Consider the following 16,421-nt stretch of genomic DNA (forward strand, 5'->3'; position numbering starts at 1 on the left):
CCCGCCATCGTCACCCAAAGCGCTGTCAGCCCCCTGCCCCGGTGGGCACTGATGCTCTTGTGCATTGCCTATGTGGTGCCGGGCTTCATTGGCCGGGATCCCTGGAAGAGCGCCGACGTGACGGCTTTTGGCTACATGCTGGAGCTGGCGAGCGGCCGCACGGCCTGGCTCAGCCCCCTGCTCGGCGGCATGCCCCCCGAAACCGAGGGCCTGCTCCCTTACTGGCTGGGCGCCTGGGCCATTCAGTACGCCCCCAGCTGGCTTTCCGCCGAAATGGCCGTGCGCCTTCCCTTCGCTTTCCTGCTGGTCATCACGCTGACGACCACCTGGTACGCCGTCTACTACCTCGCGCGCAGCCCCGGCGCCCAGCCCGTGGCGTTCGCCTTCGGGGGCGAAGCAGCCCCCCCCGACTACGCGCGGGCCATTGCCGATGGGGGCTTGCTGGCGCTGATCGCCTGTCTGGGCCTGGCGCAGCTGTCGCATGAAGTCACCAGCTACCTGGTACAGCTCAGTTGCACCACTCTGATCTTTTTTGCGGTGGCCGCCATGCCCCACCGTGCCGTGGCACCCACCGTGGCGCTGGTCGCAGGCATGTCCGGGCTCACGCTGGCAGGCGCTCCAGCGCTGGCCGCCTTGCTGGGGCTGGGCAGCATGGCCGTGGTGGTGTTTGCGCCCGGCAGCTCCACTGATCGCCGCCTGCGCTGGGCGCTGGCCCTGGCGGCGGTCACCGTGGCCGCGGCACTGATTGCGTGGAGCCTGGATCTCTGGCGCTGGCGCATCGTGGGCGCGGGGGCCGGAAAAGAATGGCAAAGCCTGGCGCGGCTGCTGCTGTGGTTTGGATGGCCGGCCTGGCCTCTCGCACTCTGGACGCTGTGGCGTTGGCGCAAGCAGATCGCCAGCCGCCAGGGGCACCGGCACCTGCTGCTTCCACTGTGGTTTCTGGTGATTTCGATCGCCGCCACGCTGACGACCCGGCCTGCGGACCGTGCCTTGCTGCTGGGCCTGCCGGCCATGGCGGCCCTGGCGGCGTTCGCACTGCCCACATTGCGCCGCAGCGTGGGTGCGCTCATCGATTGGTTCACGCTGCTGTTCTTCACCGTATCTGCCCTGGCCATCTGGGTCATCTGGATTGCGATGCAAACCGGCGTTCCTGCCAAACCGGCGGCCAACGTGGCCAAGCTCGCGCCGGGGTTCGTGCCACAGTTTTCCGCCCTGGCACTGGTGGTCGCCCTGGCGGCCACGGCGGGGTGGTGCAGCCTGGTGTGGTGGCGCGCCTCGCGTGATCGCGCTCCCATCTGGAAGAGCCTGGTCCTTCCAGCCAGCGGAGCCGCTTTGGGCTGGCTGCTGCTCATGACGCTGTGGCTGCCCTTGCTGGACTACGCGCGCAGCTACAAGCCCCAGGTTCAGCGTGTGCTGGCCGTGCTGGGAGACGCACCGGGCTGCATCCAGACGGTGGGCCTGAACCGCGCCCAGGTGGCGGCATTGCAGTACCACGGCGGTCTCTCGCTGCAGCGCGCGGGCCTGCAGGATGCCTGCGACTGGCTAGTGGCTGACATCGCCTCCTGGCCTCCGTCGGAGCGGATGGTCAACGCGGCGCTGTGGGATCTGCAGGCCACCATTGCGCGGCCCACCGACAAAAACGATCACCTTCTGGTATTGCGGCGCAGGTGATGCCGGAGCTGAGCACCATCGCACGCCACGCCGCCACGGTGCTGGCGGGGCAACTGGCCGTGATGGCGTTTGGCGTGACAGACACCATCGTTGCCGGGCGGCACGGAGAAGCTTCGCTCGCGGCGCTCTCGGTGGGCAGCGCCATCTTCATCAGCGTGTACGTGGCGCTGATCGGCGTGTTCCAGGCCCTGCTGCCAGCCTGGGCAGAGCTGCGTGGCGCCCGCGAGACCGACGCGCTGGGCCGGTCGCTGCGCCAATCCCTCTACCTCTGCGGCGCCGCCTCGGTGGCGGGAATGGCCCTTCTGCTGTCTCCCGGGCCGATGCTGCGCTGGACCGAAGTGCCCCCTGCCCTGCGCGGCGACGTCGAGAACTACCTCGCCGTGCTGGCCCTGGCGCTGCCGCCGGCCCTGCTTTTCCGCATCTACAGCACCCTGAACCAGGCCCTGGGCCACCCCCGGCTGGTCACTTGGCTGCAGGTGGGCTCGCTGTTCATCAAGCTGCCGCTGTCGATCTGGTTCACCTTCGGCGGCGCGGGTTTGCCGGGCCAGGGGGTGGTCGGGTGTGCTTGGGCCACCCTGGTGGTCAACTGCAGCATGCTGGCGGTGGCGGTATGGCTGCTGCGCACGCAGGACCTCTATGCGCCGCTGAAGATCTGGCGCACCCTGGAGCGGCCCCATTGGCCCACCCTCGGCGGTTTCGCCCGGCTGGGCATACCGGCCGGCCTGGCCGTGATGGTGGAAGTGACCTCGTTCACGCTGATGGCCCTGTTCATCGCCCGCCAGGGCACCACCGCTTCGGCGGCCCACCAGATTGCCGCCAATGTGGCGGCCGTGCTGTACATGGTGCCGCTGTCGCTGGCCATCGCCACCAGCGCCCGCGTCAGCTTCTGGCTGGGCGCAGGCGACCCCGCACGGGCGCGCCAGGTGGCTTTCATAGGTTTCAGGCTTTCAGCGCTGCTCAGTAGCGCGCTGGCAGCTATTTTATTGATAGCAAAAGACGAGATTGGGGCGGTGTACACCGCCAACACCGCCGTCGTCGCTGTGACGAGCGGGATCATGGTCTGGGTGGCGGCCTACCATGCCGCCGATGCAGTGCAGACGCTGAGTGTGTTCGTACTGCGCTGCTACCGCGTGACGGTGGCACCGCTGGTGGTGTACAGCGTACTGCTCTGGGGCGCAGGCCTGGGCGGGGGCTACCTGCTGGCCTACCGGGGCCTCGGCCCTTGGGCGAACGCAGCGTCGCCCGTACCCTTTTGGGCAGCCAGTGCTGCGGCGCTGTGGGTGACCGCCGGGCTCTTCCTCGCCATGCTGCGGATGGCGGTCAACCCGGCAGCGAGAAGCCACGCAGCCGGCTTGCCGGAAAAGTGACAGAAAACACCGAGCCCTTGCCCAAGGTGCTCACGATGTCCAGCGTGGCGCCGTGCCGCTGCAGCACGTGCTTGACGATGGCCAGCCCCAGGCCCGTGCCGCCCGTCTCGCGCGAACGGCTGCGGTCCACCCGGTAGAAACGCTCCGTCAGACGCGGGATGTGCTCGGGCGCAATCCCTGGGCCTGTGTCCTGCACCGAGAAGACCGCGCCGCCGTCATCCAGGCGCCGCCACTCCACCGTGATGGCTCCACCCGCCGGGGTGTAGCGCACAGCATTGCTGATGAGGTTGGACAGCGCACTCTGCAGTTCGGTTGGAACCCCCGCAATGTCACCCGCAGCACGCAAGGACTCTGCGGACGGGAACGTCATGGTGTGCTTGCGCGGAAGGTCGTGGGTGAGCAGCGCCGACAGCGCACGGCCCTCATCCTCGCACCGCTGCAGCAGGGCCTGCACCGGCGTCCACTCGGCCAGGCCGGGGGGCGGACTGCCTTCCAGCCGCGACAGCGTCAGCAGGTCTTGCACCACGCTTTGCATGCGCAGCGCCTGCTGCGCCATCATGCCCAGGTAGCGTCCGCGCTCTTCGGCGCTGAGCGGCAGGGTCTGCAAGGTTTCCACGAATCCCGTCAGCACCGTGAGTGGCGTACGGATTTCATGCGATACGTTGGCCACAAAATCGCGCCGCATGGCCTCAGCCTGCTCCAGCGCAGTCACATCGCGCGAAAGCAGCAGGGTACGCCCGTCGCCGTACGGGTGCAGGTGCACCGAGATGCGCACCGGCCGCGAGGGGGTGCTTGCACGCCCCTCCAGCACCACGTCGTGACCGAAATCCTGCGCGGCGAGATAGGCTGTGAAGTCCGGGTCACGCACCAGATTGCCGATGGACTGCATCACATCGCGCTGCGCGTCAAAGCCAAAATGGTTGGCCGCCATCTGGTTGCACCACTCGATGCGGCTCTGTGCATCGAGCAGCACCACGCCATTGGGCGTAGCCTGCAGCGCGGCCAGGATTTCCTGCAGACGGTCCTGACTCTCCCGGATCTGGGCTTCCTGCCTGCGCAGCAGGCGTCGTGCGCGGTCAGTGGCCTCGCCCCATACGCCGCGCATGACTGGGGCCTCGGCCAGTTCGCCCGTTCGCAACCAGCGCAAGACACGCGCCGCGCGCAGCAGATCCCACACGAACCACAACCAGCCCGCCAGCACGGCGCCCACCACCGCGCCCCAGGCCTGCCCCTGCCACCAGCCCAGGCCTGCGCCGGCTATCTGCCAGAGCAGGAAATACGAAATTCGCCACAGCATGCGGTCTGCCACACCTTCTCGAAAAAACAGGGGCGCCCAGGCGCCCCGCTCAAAAAAACCATCTCTCGCGAGCCCGAACCTTCCACGGGCTGCGAAGAAGCGCTCCTACCGAGAACCGGGCTCAGGCCTGCAATTGCACCTGCGGCTGGGCCGTGAGCCGGTAGCCTGCGCCACGCACGGTTTCCACCATGACGGATGCAGCCCCCAAGGCTTCGCGCAGGCGCTTGACATGCACATCCACCGTGCGCTCCTCGATGAAGACGTGGTCACCCCACACCTTGTCGAGCAGCTGCGAACGGCTGTGCACGCGCTCGGCATGCTTCATGAGGAAGTGCAGCAGCTTGAACTCCGTCGGGCCCACCTTGAGCGGCTGGCCCTGGAAGGTGACACGGTAGGTGCCCGCGTCAAGCACCAGCTCGCCGATGGTCACGCTGTCGCTCACCTGCTCGGGCGCCCGGCGGCGCAGCACGGCGCGGATGCGCGCGAGCAGCTCCTGCGTGGAAAACGGCTTGGTGATGTAGTCATCGGCACCGGCATCGAGTCCGGCGACCTTGTCCGGCTCATCGCCGCGGGCCGTGAGCATGAGGATGGGAATGGGCTTGGTGCGGCTGTCCGCGCGCCACTTGCGTGCGAGCGACAGGCCGCTCTGGCCCGGCAGCATCCAGTCGAGCAGGATGACGTCCGGCAGCACGGCATCCAGCTCGCGCTGCGCGGAGTCGCCGTCTTCGGCCCAGAAGGGCTGGAATCCGTTGTGGCGCAGATTGACGGCAATCAGCTCGGCAATCGCGGGTTCATCCTCCACGATGAGGACGCGTGGGAGCTTTCTCATAACTGTGCCAAAGCCCTTTCTTACAGCACGGCCGACTCGATCTCGTCGAGGGCAGTGTGGCGCACATCCTTGCCCTTGACCAGATAGATGATCAGCTCGGCCACGTTCTTGGAATGGTCTCCGATGCGCTCGATCGCCTTGGCCAGGAAGAGCAGGTCCAGGCTGGGCGAAATGGTGCGGGGGTCTTCCATCATGTAGGTGATGAGCTTGCGCACGAAGCCATCGAACTCCTTGTCGATGAGGTCGTCTTCCTTGAGGATGGCCACGGCCGCCTTGACGTCGAGCCGGGCAAACGCATCCAGCGTCTTGCGCAGCTGGCCCGACGCCAGTTCGGCCGCTGTGCGCAGATCGCTCGAAGGCAGCGAACGCGGCGCACCGCCCTCGATGATGGAGCGCACCATGCGGGCCATCTTGTTGGCCTCGTCGCCCATGCGCTCCAGATTGGCCGTGGCCTTGGAGAAGGCCAGCAACAGGCGCAGATCGCGCGCGGTGGGCTGGCGGCGGGCGATGATGGAGGAAAGCTCCTGGTCGATCTCGACCTCCATCGCATTGATGCGGGTCTCCATCGACGCGACTGTCTCCACGGCTTCCAGGCTGAACTGGGACAGAGCGTAGACCGCCTGGCGAATCTGAGACTCCACCAGGCCGCCCATTTCCATCACGCGGGCGGAGACGCTGTTGAGTTCGCTGTCGAACTGCGAGGAAAGGTGTTTGTCTGGCATTTGGCGTACAACCTCACGGTTATGAATCAAATTGAGCCCGAGCGCTTATCCATCAAGCGCAAGCAGCTATAAATAGAATAGCAATCACCCCTCAGCCGAAACGCCCGGTGATGTAATCCTCGGTTTCCTTGCGCTCGGGCTTGAAGAAGATCTGTTCGGTCGCGCCGAACTCGATCATCTCTCCCAGGTACATGTAGGCCGTGTAGTCGCTGCAGCGGGCTGCCTGCTGCATGTTGTGGGTCACGATGGCAATCGTGTAGTCGTGCTTGAGCTCGTCGATGAGCTCTTCGATCTTGGCGGTGGACAGCGGGTCCAGCGCCGAGGTGGGCTCGTCGAGCAGCAGCACCGAGGGCTTCACCGCCACGCTGCGCGCGATGCACAGGCGCTGCTGCTGGCCGCCGGACAGCGACAGGCCGCTCTGGTGCAGCTTGTCCTTCACTTCGGTCCACAGCGCGGCCTTGGACAGGGCCCATTCCACGCGGTCATCCATCTCGCTCTTGCTCAGGCTTTCATAGAGCTTCACGCCGAAGGCAATGTTGTCGTAGATCGACATCGGGAACGGCGTGGGCTTCTGGAACACCATGCCGATGCGGGCGCGCAGCAGGTTGATGTCCTGCTTGGGGTCGAGGATGTCCTGCCCGTAGAAACTGATGGTGCCCTCGGCGCGTTGGCCGGGATACAGGCTGTACATGCGGTTCAAAGTGCGCAGCAGGGTCGACTTGCCACAGCCCGAGGGGCCGATGAAGGCGGTGACCTTGTGCTCTGCGATGTTGAGGCTGACGTTGCGCAGCCCCTGGAACTTGCCGTAGAAAAAGCTCAGGTTGCGCAGTTCCAGCGCGTTCTTGCTGGGGGTGGCGGTGGCGGAGGCGTTCATTGTCAAATCCTGAAAATGGAGCTGTCTTGGGTTGTGTCTGCGTAATGGGGCCAGGTCAGGCCCGGCTCTTTTCGCGCAGGAAAACCCGCGCCACGACGTTGAGGACCAGCACCGAGAGCGTGATGAGCAGCGCGCCGCCCCAGGCCAGGCGCACCCAGTTTTCGTACGGGCTCAGCGCGAACTGGAAGATCACCACGGGCAGGTTGGCCATGGGCGCGTTCATGTTGGTGCTGAAGAACTGGTTGTTGAGCGCGGTGAACAGCAGCGGAGCCGTCTCGCCACTGATGCGAGCCACGGCCAGCAGCAGGCCGGTCATCACGCCGCTGCGGGCCGCGCGCAGGGTGACCATGGTGGAGACCTTCCAGCGCGGCGCACCCAGGGCAAAAGCCGCTTCCCGCAGGCTGCCGGGCACCAGGCGCAGCATGTTCTCGGTGGTGCGCACGACCACCGGTACGGCGATTAGTGACAGCGCGAGGCTGCCAGCCCAGCCGGAGAAATTGCCCACCGTGGCCACGGCGATGGCATAAACGAACAGCCCCAGCACGATGGAAGGCGCCGACAGCATGATGTCGGTCACGAAGCGGGTCAATTCGGCCGTCTTGCTCTGGCCGCTGTACTCCGCCAGGTACACGCCGGCCAGCACGCCGATGGGGGTGGACACCAGCACGGTGAAGCCCACCATCATCAAGCTGCCCACGATGGCGTTGGCCAGGCCGCCGCCTTCCGAGCCGGGCGCTGGCGTGGACTGGGTGAACATGTTCCAGTCCAGCGCGGCAAAGCCGTTGGACAGCAGCACGCTCAGGATCCAGAGCAGCACGAACAGGCCCAGCACCATCGCACCCAGGGACAGCGTCAGGCCGATGGCGTTGGAGCGCTGGCGCTTCTTGTAGAGTTGTTGGTTGAATTCCATGGAGCTTGTCTCAATTGAGTGGGTTCATGGTCGAGATCAAAGGCCCTTGGCCTTCTCGGCGCGCAGCAGCATGATCTTGGCGGCCGACAGCACCACGAAGGTGATCACAAACAGCAGGAAACCGAGGGCGAACAGCGTGGAGAGGTGGAAGTCGGCCGCCTCGCCGAACTCGTTGGCCAGCGTGGACGCGATGGAGGTTCCAGGCGAGAACAGCGAAGTGGGCATGCGGTTGGCATTGCCGATCACAAACGTCACGGCCATCGTCTCACCCAGGGCGCGGCCCAGGCCCAGCATGATCCCGCCAATCACACCCTTTTGCGTGTAGGGCAGCACCACGCGGCGCACCACTTCCCACGTCGTGCAGCCCAGGCCATAGGCCGACTCGCGCAGGATGGGCGGCACGATCTCGAACACATCGCGCATCACGGCAGCCACGAACGGCAGCACCATGAAGGCCAACACGATGCCCGCGGCCAGGATGCCAAAGCCGTTGGTGCTGCCGCCGAACAGGAAACCCACCAGCGGCAGGGAGCCCAGCAGCTTCTGCACCGGCATCTGGAAGTAGTCGGCGAACAGCGGCGCAAACACAAAGAGGCCGAACATGCCGTAAATGATGGACGGCACCGCGGCCAGCAGCTCCACCGCCGTGCCCAGCGGGCGGCGCAGCCACACGGGGCAGGTCTCGGTCAGGAACAGGGCGATGCCGAACGCAAGCGGCACGGCGATGACAAGCGCAATGCCCGCGCTCGCCAGCGTGCCGACGATGGCAATCGCGGCACCGAATTCTTCATTGATGATGTCCCACTCCACGCGCCAGATGAACTGCACACCGAACTTGTGGAACGTGGGCCAAGCGTAGACAAAAAGCGAGACGATGATGCCCAGCAAAGCCGCCAGCACCAGCAGCGACAGACTCTGCGTCAGGCGGTGGAAGAAGATGTCCTGCAGCCGCTGCCGCTTGGCAATCGACACCATGGACTCGGTGGGGGCGTCCGATCTCTTGGCGGACACGGGTTGCGAACTCATGGTGGTTCCCACGCTCATGTTGACTCCCATCTGGCTTCTGGAGACCCCAAGAACCAGCACCCATCAGCCAGACCGGCTGGCCAATGGGGCTATTTTGGGGCAGACCGCTTCTTGGTGGATTACTTCTTGATCTGCGACCAGACCTTGGAGCGGATCTCGGCGGTCAGGCTGTCAGGCAGGGGCACATAGTCCAGCTCCGTGGCCATGGCCTTGCCGTTCTTGAACGCCCAGTCAAAGAACTTCAGCACTTCGGCCGATTGGGCCTTGTCGGCGGGGTCCTTGTACATCAGGATGAAGGACGCGGTGCTGATGGGCCAGCTCTCAGCCCCCTTGGCGTTGACCATCGAAATGCCCATGCCAGGAACGCTGAACCAGTCGGCGCTGGCAGCAGCTGCGGCGAAGGTCTTGTCGTCAGGGCTCACGTACTTGCCGTCAGCGTTTTGCAGCTGCAGGAAGTTCATGTTGTTCTTCTTCACGTAGGCGTACTCGACATAGCCGACGGCGCCTTTCACCCGCGTCACATTGGCGGCCACCCCTTCGTTGCCCTTGCCGCCCACCGACGACGCGGCAGGCCACTTCACGGCAGCGCCCTTGCCCACGGAGTCTGCCCACTCCTTGCTGACGGCAGACAGGTAGTCGGTCCAGTTGAACGTGGTGCCCGAGCCGTCCGCGCGGTGCACGACGGTGATGCTCTGGTCTGGCAGCGTCTTGCCAGGGTTCAGGGCCGCCAGCTTGGCATCGTTCCACTTGGTGATCTTGCCCAGGTAGATTTCCGCCAGCACAGGGCCGGTCACGCGCAGCTCACCCGGCTTGAAACCATCGAGGTTGACCACCGGCACGGTGCCGCCAATGATGGCGGGGAATTGCACCATCCCGTCCTTTTCCAGGTCTGCCCCCGAAACCGGCGCATCGGAAGCCCCAAAAGCCACGGTCTTGGCGCGAATCTGGCGAAGGCCACCGGAAGAGCCGATGGACTGGTAGTTCAGGCCGGTGCCTGTTTCCTTCTTGTAGGCTTCGGCCCACTTGGCGTACATGGGGAACGGGAACGTCGCCCCTGCCCCCGTGATATCGGCTGCAAAAGCGCTGCCCACTGCCATAGTGGCAAGTGCGACGGCGACAGTTTTGAGAAATGTGCGTTTCATTGTTCAGTACCTTCTGGCTTAGGGTTAACAGGGACAGCCTGAACTCTAGAACGCCAACATGACAATTCAGTGACACAAAATCTCCCGTCGCACGGCATTGCCATGCAGCGATTAGCCCCGCCGACGGCGTCATGGATTTGTCACACACCGAGCGGACACTCGGCAAAGCCCCGATTGAGCATCCAGCCAGCGCAGGCGGCGGCCCCTGAAACGGCGTACCACCGCTCGCGGTACGATGCCGGCCGAAGCTCCCACCATCCACACATGCAAAACGGCACACGCCTCGCCGCAGTCGATCTCGGCTCCAACAGTTTTCGCCTTGAAATCGGGCGCTATGAGTTCGGACATATCCAGCGGGTCGAATACCTCAAGGAAACGGTGCGCCAAGGCAATGGGCTGGACGAAAACCGCAACCTGACGCGCGAGGCCATGGAGCGTGGCTGGGCGTGCCTGGCAAGGTTTGGCGAGCGGCTTTCGGGGTTTCCCCGTGCCCAAGTTCGGGCGGTGGCAACGCAGACGCTGCGCGAGGCGCGCAATCGCGAAGAATTTCTCTCTCGCGGCAGCGAAGTGCTGGGCTATCCGATCGATGTCGTGTCGGGCCCCGAAGAAGCCCGGCTGATCTACCAGGGCGTGGCCCGGCTGCTGCCACAGTCGGATGAGCGCCGACTGGTGGTCGACATTGGAGGGCGCTCCACAGAGCTTATCCTGGGCCAGCAATTTACCCCGCACGCCGTAGCTTCCTACCGGGTGGGCAGCGTTGCCTGGTCGCAGCGCTACTTTGCGGCTGGCGAATTCACGGCCCAGGCGTTCCTGGCGGCAGAGATCGCCGCCAAGGCAGTGCTGGATGAAGCGCTCGAGACGTTTCGGCCCGGCACCTGGGACGTTGCCTACGGATCGTCGGGCACGGCTGGCGCGGTGGGCGACGTCCTCGCTGCGGCGGGAGGTCCTGAAGGGCTCATCACGCGCGATGGACTCCACTGGCTGCACGAGAAGCTGATGCGGGCGCAGTCTGCCGATCGGATTCGGATGGAAGGGCTCAAGGAAGAACGACGAGCCGTCATCGGCGGGGGAATCAGCGTGTTGCGCGCCGTCTTCGACCTGCTGGACATCGAGCAGATGCACGTGGCGCAGGGCGCGCTGCGCCAGGGTGCGCTCTACGATCTGCTGGACCGCGAGCAGCCCGAAACCGACCTGCGGACCACCACGGTGAACGGTCTGATGCACCGTTTTGGTGTCGACATGGAACACGCGGAACGCGTCGCGCGCACGGCATGCGCCCTGTTCACCCAGGCGGCCCCCCCGGGGAGCGAGCGCGCCTGCCGCAAGCTCGAGTGGGCGGCTCGCCTGCATGAGATCGGCTGCCGCATCTCGCACAGCGACTATCACCGCCATGGCGCCTACATCCTCGACAACACCGATGCTGCGGGCTTCGCTGTCCCGGAGCTGCACCGCCTGGGCCTGCTGGTGCTGGGACAGCGTGGCAAGGTGCGGAAAATCGACGCAGACTTGCAAGACCCCCTCTTTGCGCTGCAGCTGCTGAGCATGCGCCTGGCGGTAGCCCTTTGCCACGCACGCCGGACGCCCGATACCGCTGGCGTTTCTCTGCAAGTGGAGGGGCCGCGGTTTCGCCTGCGCACCCGTCCCGGATGGGCCGCGCTCTTCCCTCAGTCAGCGCACCTTCTGCGGGAGGAGGTTCAAGCCTGGCAAAAGACGCCCTGGGAGCTCACTGTCGAGCTGCCTTGATGCGCGCGGATAAACGGTATAAACTGTTTATATCGTTTCTCATCATCTGCCATGACCGTCTCCACAACCTCCGCACCAGCATCTTCTCCAACTGCAGCGACCGCAGTCGCCGCCAGCCCAGCTTCCCCGACCACCAAGGCGGCCCGCAAGTCGGCAACCAAGCCAGCGAAGAAGGATGCAGTGAAATCTGTGACCTCCTCAAAAAAATCTCCGTCCGGCGCGACAGCACCGGCCTCTCGCGCAGCCAGCTCTTCTTCCACGCCGACAGGGAACAAGGACGGCAAAGCCAAGAAACCCAAGCTCGTGCGCGACAGCTTCACCATCCCCAAGGACGAGTACGCTGCCATCGAAACCTTGAAGCAGCGCTGCGCCGCACTGGCCCAGCCGGTGAAGAAAAGCGAGCTACTGCGCGCCGGACTCAAGGTACTGACCGGCATGTCGGACGCGGCCTTGCGCAAGGCTGTGCAGGCGGTGCCGTCCATCAAGACCGGCCGCCCAAAGGCAGAGCAAGCGCAGGCAGCGCCCGCGCCGGCCCCGACTCCCAAGAAAGCCGCCTCGCGCTAAGAGCGTGTTCAGGCTCTCCGCAGGGGCGCGTTGGAGCGCAATCGAGATGTGTGAATGCTTCGGGGCGCCGCAGGCTCGAATGAGCAGCCACGGTCAGAGCAACTCCGGCGACTGAACCGCTATCAGCACCGTCTGGCTTTGATCGAGCCGCTGCCGCTGCCGCAACCACCACACAGCCCCTTTGCGCACCACGCACTCGGGGGCCTCCAGCCCCATCAGTTGGGCGATGGTCTGGCCGAGCATGGGCTGATGGCCGACGACAAGCACCGTGCCCTTGGCGCGCGGCCATTGCGCCAGTTCCAGCAAATCCTGCGGCGTTCCGCCGGGCAGCAACTCCGCACGCATCTTGAACTTTCGCCCCAGCGCGCTCGCCGTTTGCTCGGTGCGCCGCGCCGGGCTGGCCAGCACCCGCAACCCTTCCGGGAGCTGGCGGTCGAGCCAGGCGGCCATGCGGGCAGCCTGCTTCTCACCGCGCTGCGTCAGACCTCTGGCGAGGTCATCCACGCCGTCGCTCGGATCTTCTGCTTCCGCATGCCGCCACAGGATCAGGTCCATCATGCCTTCCTTGGGTCCGGAGGAACCACGGTGGGCGCCGGCCCATAGCGCCCCATGAGGGCGTCTTGCGCGCCCGTCCCGTCTTGGGGCCGTGGAGCGCGGCTGTAGGACCCATCCGCATTCAGCGTCCACGCATCCCGATCGTCGTGCAGGTAGGCCACAAGACATTCGTCCACAATTTGCTGCCGCAAGCGCAGGTCCGTGACAGGCCAGGCCAGTTCCACCCGCCGCATCATGTTGCGATTCATCCAGTCGGCACTGGAGAGATACAGGTCTTCCTCGCCACCGCTGCGGAAGTAAAAGACCCGCGTGTGCTCCAGGAACCTCCCGATGACCGAGCGCACGCGGATGTTGTCGGTCAGCCCGGGAACCTGAGCGGCCAGCATGCAGGCGCCTCGCACGATGAGATCAATGCGCGCGCCGCGCTGCCCCGCCAGGATCAGCGCGCGCATGAGCGCCTCGTCCGTCAGGGCGTTCATCTTCGCAACAATACGTGCGTCCTCGCCGCGGCTGGCGGCCAGCCCGACTTGCTCGATCTTTTCCAGCATGCGGCGATGCAAGTGAAAAGGGGCGAGCATGAGCTTGCGCAGTTTGGGCGGCCGGTTCTGGCTGGCGAGATGGTTGAACACCCCGTCCATGTCCGCCGTGGTTTCCTCATCGGCCGTGAGATAGCTCAGGTCGGTGTACAGCCTCGCGGTGCGGACGTTGTAGTTCCCGGTTGATAGATGGCCGTAGCGCCTGAGCTTGTGCCCTTCCCTTCGCGTCACAAGCAGCATCTTGGCGTGCGTCTTGAGCCCTACCACCCCGTAGACCACCTGCGCACCAATCGACTCCAGCGCCTCGGCCCAGTTGATGTTGGCCTCTTCATCAAAGCGGGCTTTCAGCTCCACCACCGCCATGACTTCCTTGCCTCGGCGCACCGCTTCGGTGAGCAGATCCATGAGTTCGGAATCTGCTCCCGTGCGGTAGATCGTCTGCTTGATGACGAGGACATCGGGGTCGTTGACCGCCTCGCGCAGGAAGGCGAGCAGTCCGTCGAAACTCTCGAAAGGTTGATGGATCAGCACGTCGCGCTTGCGCAGCTGTTCCATGATGGGCACGCCGGATTGCAGCTGGCGCGGCCAGGCAGAACTCCACGGAGGGAACAACAGGTCAGGCGCATCCACCAGGTCGATCAACTGCGTCAGGCGCACCAGATTCACAGGCCCATTGACCCGGTACAGGGCGGCCGCGGGCAAGGCGAACTGGGCCAGCAGGAAATCCGACAAAAACTGCGAACATCCGGCAGACACCTCCAGCCGCACGGCTTGGCCATAGTGGCGATGCTGCAATCCCTGGCGAAGCGCAGTGCGCAGGTTGCGAACATCCTCCTCATCCAGCGCCAGGTCGGAGTGACGCGTCACGCGGAACTGCGAGAACTCCGTGACTTCACGACCGGGAAACAGGTCCACGAGATGCGCCCGCACGATGCTCGAAAGGCTCACAAAAAGGGCTTCGCCAGGCGCTACCCGTGCAGGCATGCGTATCAGCCTCGGCAGCGCGCGAGGCACCTTGACGATGGCGATCTCGTTGTCCCGGCCAAACGCATCCTGGCCCTTGAGGCGCACGATGAAGTTGAGCGACTTGTTGGCGACCTGGGGAAACGGGTGCGCCGGATCCAGCCCCACCGGAATCAACAAAGGCCTGACCTCTTCGGTGAAGTAGTCGTGGACCCACCGCTTCTGAGCAGACGAGCGTTCGCCGTGACCCACGATGCGAATGCCATGCGCCGCGAAGGCCGGCACCAGCGACTCGTTGTACAGCGCGTACTGCCGCTCCACCAAGTCATGGACCTTGGTTGCCATGGCCTCAAAGGACGCCGTGGAGTACAGGCCCTTTGTCTCGCCCTTCTGGGCAGCCGTGATGTGAGGCGCAGCGCGCACTTCAAAAAACTCGTCCAGATTGGACGAAACAATGCACAGATAGCGCAGCCGCTCCAGCAGCGGGACATCCGTGCGCACAGCCCAATCGAACACCCGCTCGTTGAAAGCCAGGATGCTGTGATCCCGGTCCAGGAACATGTGGGGCACCCCTGCCGGGCCCTTCACCTGAACTCCCCCCTTGTCGGCATCAGCAGCCGGCGGAGCGGCCACCCGCGCGGCAGCTTCGCCGCTGTCACAGCGCAGTTCGGCGTCATTGTCATCGGCAGGCAAGGGGAACATGGTGCGAAAAAGAAGCTTCAAAAGCGAATTGGCTTCAGTATTTAACGCCCAGATGACAAAGGTGTGACATGTTTTGTGACAGGCGGATCCGCTGTCTTTTGTCTCCGCACCGGCACCAGGTACTGCTCAAACAGCGTCGCGGCATGCACCCAGGTGAAATCCAGCGCCCGTGCACGAGCCTCTGTGCGGGGAACCGAGAGGGCCTCCTGGCTGGCCACGCGCAGATCGTCATGCAGCACGCCGCCTCGCGGCGGGCAGCCTGCTTGGCCACCGAGCACTTCCATCGGTCCGTCGACCGGGAAAGCGGCCACAGGCGTCCCGCATGCCATGGCCTCCAGCATGACCAGACCGAAGGTCTCGGACCGACTCGGGAACACGAAGACGTCCGCAGCCGCATACACCTGCGCCAGCGCTTCGCGGCTCAGAATGCCCAGCCAGCGAACCTGCGGGTATTTCGCCTTGAGTCGCGCCTCCAGCGGCCCAACCCCGCAAACCACCTTCGTTCCCGGTATGTCGAGTTCAAGAAAGGCCTCGATGTTCTTCTCATACGAGATCCGCCCCACGAACAAGGACACAGGATGGACCAGCGCACCCGTAAGGGGGCTTGAAGCCACCGCCCCATGGAACGGAAAAGCATGGGTATCCACGCCATGGGTCCACAACCGGAGGTGGTGGAAGCCCCGTTGCTCCAACATCTTCAACACGCCTTGGGTGGGCACCATGACCCCCGATGAAGGCCGGTGGAAATGCCGGAACAGCGCATACCCCATCCACAACGGCACCCGTAGCGCCGCCAGCAGGATCTCGGGGAAACGGGTATGGAAGGCCGTGGTGAAGGCAAGGCCCTTGCGCAGGCAGTAGCGGCGTCCGGCCCAGCCCAGCGGTCCCTCAGTGGCCAGATGAATGGCGTCGGGTGCCTGGGCATCGAGCATGGCGGCGAGCGCCTTGCCTGGGCGCACGGCCAAGTCAATGCCAGGGTATCCAGGACATGGACGGGTCGCGAATTGCCCCGGATGCACCACCTGGACTTCATGGCCCGCGCTTTCCAGCTCGCGCACCAGCTCCACCAAGGTTGTGACCACTCCGTTGACCTGGGGCAACCAGGCATCTGTCAGCAATGCGATCTTCATGGCGCAACCGCAACTGCAGCCTCAGCCTGAGCAACACGACCGGCAGGACGGGCTGGCCACTGGATCAACTCCAGATGGCCGTCCAGGTGTTCTACCAACGCGGTGTGGCTTTCCACCCAATCCCCATCGTTGCAGTACAACGTGCCGTCAATTTCCCGCATTTCAGCTCGGTGGATGTGGCCGCACACCACCCCGTCGTGCCCCCTGCGCCGTGCTTCCGCGGCTACCGCAACTTCAAAATCCATAACGTAGTTCAGCGCCTTCTTCACCTTGCCTTTCAGGTAGGCAGACAGCGACCAATAGGGCAAACCCAGGCGCGCTCGCAAGGTGTTGAGGTGCCGATTGAGCTTCAGGGTGAGCTCGTACAGGTTGTCACCCAGGTACGCCAGC

The 16,421-nt window shown here is 64.8% G+C and carries 14 protein-coding genes and 1 pseudogene; 4 read left to right on the forward strand and 11 right to left on the reverse strand.

All coding sequences use genetic code 11. The annotated features are described in order from the left end of the window. A partial coding sequence (locus tag MRY84_RS11475; RefSeq protein ID WP_291505862.1) for a hypothetical protein occupies window positions 1-1,671 on the forward strand: 1,671 nt, incomplete at its 5' end. After that, window positions 1,671-3,038 carry an MATE family efflux transporter gene (locus tag MRY84_RS11480; protein WP_291505863.1) on the forward strand — a complete coding sequence of 456 codons (1,368 nt, stop codon included), beginning with the start codon at window positions 1,671-1,673 and terminating at the stop codon, window positions 3,036-3,038. The genes MRY84_RS11475 and MRY84_RS11480, both read left to right, overlap by 1 nt. Here MRY84_RS11480 and phoR read toward each other — a convergent pair. The 7 genes from phoR to pstS all read right to left on the reverse strand — a co-directional run bounded on the left by phoR (window position 2,992) and on the right by pstS (window position 9,838). Beyond that, window positions 2,992-4,335, reverse strand: coding sequence for a phosphate regulon sensor histidine kinase PhoR (phoR, locus tag MRY84_RS11485; protein WP_291505864.1), 1,344 nt, complete (start codon window positions 4,333-4,335; stop codon window positions 2,992-2,994). The two genes, MRY84_RS11480 and phoR, sit on opposite strands and share 47 nt — an antisense overlap. Before the next feature lie 121 nt (window positions 4,336-4,456). Then, window positions 4,457-5,164 (reverse strand): phosphate regulon transcriptional regulator PhoB, encoded by a 708-nt coding sequence (gene phoB / locus MRY84_RS11490; RefSeq protein ID WP_142146933.1) that lies wholly within the window; start codon window positions 5,162-5,164, stop codon window positions 4,457-4,459. A gap of 20 nt (window positions 5,165-5,184) precedes the next feature. Next, window positions 5,185-5,886 (reverse strand): phosphate signaling complex protein PhoU, encoded by a 702-nt coding sequence (gene phoU / locus MRY84_RS11495; RefSeq protein ID WP_063459541.1) that lies wholly within the window; start codon window positions 5,884-5,886, stop codon window positions 5,185-5,187. 91 nt (window positions 5,887-5,977) lie between these two features. Next, on the reverse strand, window positions 5,978-6,760 hold the full coding sequence (pstB, locus tag MRY84_RS11500; RefSeq protein WP_291505865.1) for a phosphate ABC transporter ATP-binding protein PstB: 783 nt from the start codon (window positions 6,758-6,760) through the stop codon (window positions 5,978-5,980). 55 nt (window positions 6,761-6,815) lie between these two features. Further along, a complete protein-coding gene (gene pstA / locus MRY84_RS11505) occupies window positions 6,816-7,670 on the reverse strand; it encodes a phosphate ABC transporter permease PstA (RefSeq protein WP_291505866.1) in 855 nt (284 codons plus the stop codon). A 36-nt stretch (window positions 7,671-7,706) separates the two neighbouring features. Next, window positions 7,707-8,696, reverse strand: coding sequence for a phosphate ABC transporter permease subunit PstC (gene pstC / locus MRY84_RS11510; RefSeq protein WP_291505867.1), 990 nt, complete (start codon window positions 8,694-8,696; stop codon window positions 7,707-7,709). Between the two features lie 119 nt (window positions 8,697-8,815). After that, window positions 8,816-9,838, reverse strand: coding sequence for a phosphate ABC transporter substrate-binding protein PstS (gene pstS / locus MRY84_RS11515; RefSeq protein WP_291505868.1), 1,023 nt, complete (start codon window positions 9,836-9,838; stop codon window positions 8,816-8,818). Window positions 9,839-10,102: 264 nt separating this feature from the next. On the opposite strand from pstS, the gene MRY84_RS11520 reads away from it, so the two are divergent. Both MRY84_RS11520 and MRY84_RS11525 read left to right on the forward strand, forming a co-directional pair. Next, window positions 10,103-11,581, forward strand: coding sequence for a Ppx/GppA phosphatase family protein (locus MRY84_RS11520; RefSeq protein ID WP_291505869.1), 1,479 nt, complete (start codon window positions 10,103-10,105; stop codon window positions 11,579-11,581). A gap of 189 nt (window positions 11,582-11,770) precedes the next feature. Further along, window positions 11,771-12,145 carry a hypothetical protein gene (locus MRY84_RS11525; RefSeq protein WP_363317532.1) on the forward strand — a complete coding sequence of 125 codons (375 nt, stop codon included), beginning with the start codon at window positions 11,771-11,773 and terminating at the stop codon, window positions 12,143-12,145. Between the two features lie 93 nt (window positions 12,146-12,238). On the opposite strand, the gene MRY84_RS11530 is transcribed toward MRY84_RS11525, so the two are convergent. The 4 genes and pseudogenes from MRY84_RS11530 to MRY84_RS11545 all read right to left on the reverse strand — a co-directional run. After that, on the reverse strand, window positions 12,239-12,703 hold the full coding sequence (locus tag MRY84_RS11530) for a histidine phosphatase family protein (RefSeq protein WP_291505871.1): 465 nt from the start codon (window positions 12,701-12,703) through the stop codon (window positions 12,239-12,241). Next, a complete protein-coding gene (gene ppk1 / locus MRY84_RS11535) occupies window positions 12,700-14,760 on the reverse strand; it encodes a polyphosphate kinase 1 (protein WP_291505873.1) in 2,061 nt (686 codons plus the stop codon). The genes MRY84_RS11530 and ppk1 overlap by 4 nt, the downstream gene beginning before the upstream one ends. A 182-nt stretch (window positions 14,761-14,942) precedes the next feature. After that, window positions 14,943-16,031, reverse strand: coding sequence for a glycosyltransferase family 1 protein (locus tag MRY84_RS11540; protein WP_291505872.1), 1,089 nt, complete (start codon window positions 16,029-16,031; stop codon window positions 14,943-14,945). After that, window positions 16,028-16,421, reverse strand: a pseudogene (locus tag MRY84_RS11545) (UDP-2,3-diacylglucosamine diphosphatase); the annotation flags it as partial. The gene MRY84_RS11540 and the pseudogene MRY84_RS11545, both read right to left, overlap by 4 nt.

The organism is Acidovorax sp., assembly GCF_022763525.1.
In the GTDB taxonomy this organism is placed as follows: Bacteria; Pseudomonadota; Gammaproteobacteria; order Burkholderiales; family Burkholderiaceae_C; genus Acidovorax.